At 64.1% G+C, this 4058-nt stretch carries 4 protein-coding genes and 1 pseudogene; 1 reads left to right on the top strand and 4 read right to left on the bottom strand.

The features are described from left to right. Positions 1–196: 196 nt before the first annotated feature. The 3 genes from Q6A48_RS25780 to Q6A48_RS25790 are packed head-to-tail and all read right to left on the bottom strand — an operon-like array spanning position 197 to position 2790. A complete protein-coding gene (locus tag Q6A48_RS25780; RefSeq protein WP_304557295.1) occupies positions 197–1378 on the bottom strand; it encodes an acetyl-CoA C-acetyltransferase in 1182 nt (393 codons plus the stop codon). A gap of 11 nt (positions 1379–1389) precedes the next feature. Further along, the gene (locus tag Q6A48_RS25785; protein WP_003180355.1) at positions 1390–2055 is read right to left on the bottom strand and encodes a CoA transferase subunit B; all 666 of its coding nucleotides are present in this window, start codon (positions 2053–2055) and stop codon (positions 1390–1392) included. 36 nt (positions 2056–2091) lie between these two features. Continuing rightward, positions 2092–2790, bottom strand: coding sequence for a CoA transferase subunit A (locus Q6A48_RS25790; protein WP_042731046.1), 699 nt, complete (start codon positions 2788–2790; stop codon positions 2092–2094). Positions 2791–2956: 166 nt separating this feature from the next. On the opposite strand from Q6A48_RS25790, the gene Q6A48_RS25795 reads away from it, so the two are divergent. After that, positions 2957–3847 carry a LysR family transcriptional regulator gene (locus tag Q6A48_RS25795; protein ID WP_304557299.1) on the top strand — a complete coding sequence of 297 codons (891 nt, stop codon included), beginning with the start codon at positions 2957–2959 and terminating at the stop codon, positions 3845–3847. 102 nt (positions 3848–3949) lie between these two features. On the opposite strand, the pseudogene Q6A48_RS25800 reads toward Q6A48_RS25795, so the two are convergent. Continuing rightward, positions 3950–4058: pseudogene (locus Q6A48_RS25800) on the bottom strand (IS110 family transposase); the annotation flags it as partial.

Below are 4058 nucleotides of genomic sequence, written 5' to 3' on the forward strand. Positions count from 1 at the left end.
CCATCGCGAGCAAGCTCAGCTCCCACAGGGATTTGTGGTGAGCGATGGTTTAAGAACACCCAAACAGTCATGTGGGAGCAAGGCTTGCCCGCGATGGCATTGGCACATCCAGCATCAATACAAGCTGACCCACCGCCATCGCGAGCAAGCTCAGCTCCCACAGGGGTCCGCGCAGCCACTGTTGAACCCGTTATGACTAGGCCCGCTCCAGCGCCAGGGCCACGCCCTGGCCGCCGCCGATGCACAAGGTCGCGAGGCCTTTCTTGGCGTCGCGCTTGATCATTTCATGCAGCAGCGACACCAGCACCCGGCACCCGGACGCACCGATCGGGTGGCCCAGGGCGATGGCGCCGCCGTTGACGTTGACCTTGGCCAGGTCCCATTCCAGCTCCCGGGCCACCGCCAGCGATTGGGCCGCGAAGGCTTCGTTGGCTTCGATCAGGTCCAGCTGCTCCAGCGACCAGCCGGCCTTGTCCAGGCAGCGACGGGTGGCCGAGACCGGGCCGATGCCCATGATGGCCGGGTCGACGCCAGCATTGGCATAGGCGCTGATCTTCGCCAGTACCGGCAGGCCCAGGGCCTTGGCTTTTTCCGCGCTCATCAGGATCACCGCCGCGGCGCCGTCGTTGAGCGACGACGCATTGCCGGCGGTGACGCTGCCATCCTTTTTGAACGCCGGCTTGAGCTTGCCCAAGGATTCGGCGGTCGTACCGGCACGGGGCTGTTCGTCGGTGGCGAAGGCCACTGGGTCGCCCTTGCGCTGGGGAATCAGGATCGGCGTGATCTCATCGGCAAACCGCCCAGCCTCGATGGCCGCGACGGCCTTCTGTTGGGACGCGGCGGCAAAGGCGTCCTGCTCTTCGCGGCTGATGCCGTACTTGTCCACCAGGTTCTCGGCAGTGATGCCCATGTGGTAGTCATTGAAGGCATCCCACAAGCCATCGGTGATCATGCTGTCGATCATCTTCGCGTGGCCCATGCGCAGGCCGGTGCGGGCGGCCGGCAGCACGTAGGGCGCCAGGCTCATGTTCTCCATGCCGCCGGCGATGATGACCTCGGCGTCGCCACAGCGGATCGCCTGGGCGCCGAGGTGCAGCGCCTTGAGCCCCGAGCCACAGACTTTATTCAAGGTCAGGGCCGGCACCGCGTGGGGCAGGCCGGCGAGGATCGACGCCTGGCGGGCCGGGTTCTGCCCGGAACCGGCGGTCAGCACCTGGCCGAGGATCACCTCGTCCACCTGCTCGCCGGACAGGCCGGTCTGCTCCAGCAGGCGACGAATCACCGCTGCGCCGAGTTCAGGCGCAGGAATGGAAGCCAGCGAACCCTGGAAACTGCCAATGGCGGTACGGGTGGCGGCGACAATCACGACTTCTTGCATCGAATCTCTCCTCACTGGGCAGCGAACTGCATTTCAGGCACATGGTCCGGCACGATCAGCTTGCCGGCGGTCTTGGCGACGATTTCCTCGACGCTGACGCCCGGGGCGCGTTCCTTCAGGATAAAGGCGCCGTCCTGGATTTCCAGGTAGGCCAAGTCGGTCAGTACGCGCTTGATGCAGCCGGCGCCGGTCAGCGGCAGGCTGCAACGGGGCAGCAGCTTCGACTCGCCGTCCTTGGACGCATGGGTCATGGTGACGATGATGTTCTCGGCACCGGCCACCAGGTCCATCGCGCCGCCCATGCCCTTGACCAGCTTGCCGGGGATCATCCACGAGGCGATGTTGCCTTCGACGTCCACCTCGAACGCGCCGAGCACGGTCAGGTCGATGTGGCCGCCGCGGATCATCGCAAACGATTCGGCCGAAGAGAAGATCGACGCGCCGATGCGTGCGGTGACGGTCTGTTTGCCGGCGTTGATCATGTCGGCGTCGACTTCGGCTTCGGTGGGGAACGCGCCCATGCCGAGCAGGCCGTTTTCCGATTGCAGCATGACTTCCATGCCTTCGGGGATGTAGTTGGCGACCAGGGTGGGAATGCCAATGCCCAGGTTCACGTAGTAGCCGTCCTGCATTTCGCGGGCGACGCGTTGAGCCATTTGTTCGCGGGAAAGTGCCATGTCGTTATTCCTTCATTCGGGCCGGAGGGCAGGGGATCACTTGCGCACGGTGCGCTGTTCGATGCGCTTCTCGAACGTGCCGCAAATGATCCGGTCGACGTAGATGCCTGGGGTATGGATCTGCGTCGGGTCCAGCTCGCCGGGCTCGACGATTTCCTCGACCTCCACCACGGTGATCTTGCCGGCGGTGGCCGCCAGGGGGTTGAAGTTCTGGGCGGTGTGGCGGTAGACCACGTTGCCGAAATGGTCGGCCTTCCAGCCCTTGACGATGGCGAAGTCGCCGGTGATGGATTCTTCCATCAGGTATTGGCGACCATGGAACTCGCGCACTTCCTTGCCTTCGGCCACGGGCGTGCCGACGCCGGTGGCGGTGAAGAAGGCCGGGATGCCCGCGCCACCGGCGCGCATTTTTTCCGCGAGGGTGCCTTGGGGGGTGAGCTGGACTTCGATTTCGCCGCTGAGCAGTTGCTGCTCGAAGAGGGCGTTTTCGCCCACGTAGGAGGCAATCACCTTGCGGATCTGCCGGTCTTCCAGCAGCACGCCGAGGCCGAAACCGTCGACGCCACAGTTGTTGGAGACCACGGTGAGGTCGCGGATGCCCTTGCGCTTGATCTCGGCGATCAGGTTCTCCGGGATGCCGCAGAGGCCGAAGCCGCCGGCGATGACGGTCATGCCGTCCTTCAAGCCTTCCAGGGCTTGCTCATAAGAGCTCACGCGTTTGTCGAAACCTGCCATAGACACCTCTTTTATTCTTGATGGGGTCGCAATGAACTGCAGTGTTGCGCCAAGTCATATATTTGTTAAGTTGATTTTTAGGTTTGATTGATTGATAAAGCTCAACAATGGCGGGTATCCGCTTGCAGCTTGAAGCTGACCCCTTGCCGCTGGGAGCGTAGCGACCATGACCCTCAAGCAGATCCGTGCCTTCCTCGCCGTGGCCCAGAGCCTGAGCTTCGCCGTGGCGGGCGAGCGCCTGCACCTGTCCCAGTCGGCCCTGAGCCTGACCATCAAGGCCCTGGAAGAAGGCCTGGGCGGGCGCCTGTTCAGCCGCAATACCCGCAACGTCGCCCTGACGCCCGAAGGTGAGTCGCTGCTGCCCCTGGCCCGCCGGCTGGTGGCGGACTGGGACAATGCCGAGGATGAAATGCGCCAGCGCTTCACCCTGCAACGGGGCCGGGTGACGCTGGCGGCGATGCCCTCGTTCGCCGGCAACCTGTTGCCACCGATCCTCAAGACCTTCCGCGCCCGCTACCCGAATGTCAATGTCACGGTCAACGACGTGATCAACGAACAGGTGCTGGAGATGGTCCGCGACCGGCATGTCGAACTGGGCGTGGCGTTCGAGCCGCTGCAGGGTTCGTCGCTGGCGTTCACGCCGTTGTATCTCGATCGCTTCGTCGCCGTGGTGCCCCGGGATTCAGCGCTGGCCCAGCACCGCGAAGTCCAGTGGAAGACCTTGCTCGAACAGCCATTCATTACCTTGCAGCGACCTTCCACGGTCCGGGTGATGTTGGAGGAGCACTTGCAGGCCCGTGGCATGAAACTGCCGGTGGAGTTCGAGAGTCATCAACTGGCGACGGTTGGCCGGATGGTCGCCAGTGGCCTGGGAGTCAGTGCGGTACCGGCGCTTTGTGTCGGGCAGATGCATGAACTGGGCGCCCGCTGCATCACCCTGGGCGACCCGGTGATCGAGCGGGCCATCGGCGTGCTGACCAAGCCCGGCCATGAACTGTCTGCGGCGGCGCAGGCGCTGTTCGATACGCTCAGGGACCAGGACCTGGCCCTGCATTGATCCAGCCCCATCCCCTGTGGGAGCCAACTGTCTTTCACCCCCACCCGACCCGCGGTCGTCTTTTGGGTGCTATCGCGGCCTCAGATGGCCCCCTCCGGGGCCTCAAGCGGTTTGATCCCGCCACGGCGTGCCGTCGCGCACCATCGCGTTGAGCCGGACCAGCAATACCCGCATACACGCCACCAAGGCCACTTTTGCGCACTTGCCCTTG

Origin of the sequence: Pseudomonas citrullilanati (assembly GCF_030580855.1) — a bacterium.
Taxonomy (GTDB): Bacteria; Pseudomonadota; Gammaproteobacteria; order Pseudomonadales; family Pseudomonadaceae; genus Aquipseudomonas; species Aquipseudomonas citrulli.

Excerpts from the sequence above, each read along its gene's own strand:
- Q6A48_RS25780 (WP_304557295.1), bottom strand. The coding sequence starts at position 1,378 with ATGCAAGAAGTCGTGATTGTCGCCGCCACCCGTACCGCCATTGGCAGT.
- Q6A48_RS25785 (WP_003180355.1), bottom strand. The coding sequence starts at position 2,055 with ATGGCACTTTCCCGCGAACAAATGGCTCAACGCGTCGCCCGCGAAATG.
- Q6A48_RS25790 (WP_042731046.1), bottom strand. The coding sequence starts at position 2,790 with ATGGCAGGTTTCGACAAACGCGTGAGCTCTTATGAGCAAGCCCTGGAA.
- Q6A48_RS25795 (WP_304557299.1), top strand. The coding sequence starts at position 2,957 with ATGACCCTCAAGCAGATCCGTGCCTTCCTCGCCGTGGCCCAGAGCCTG.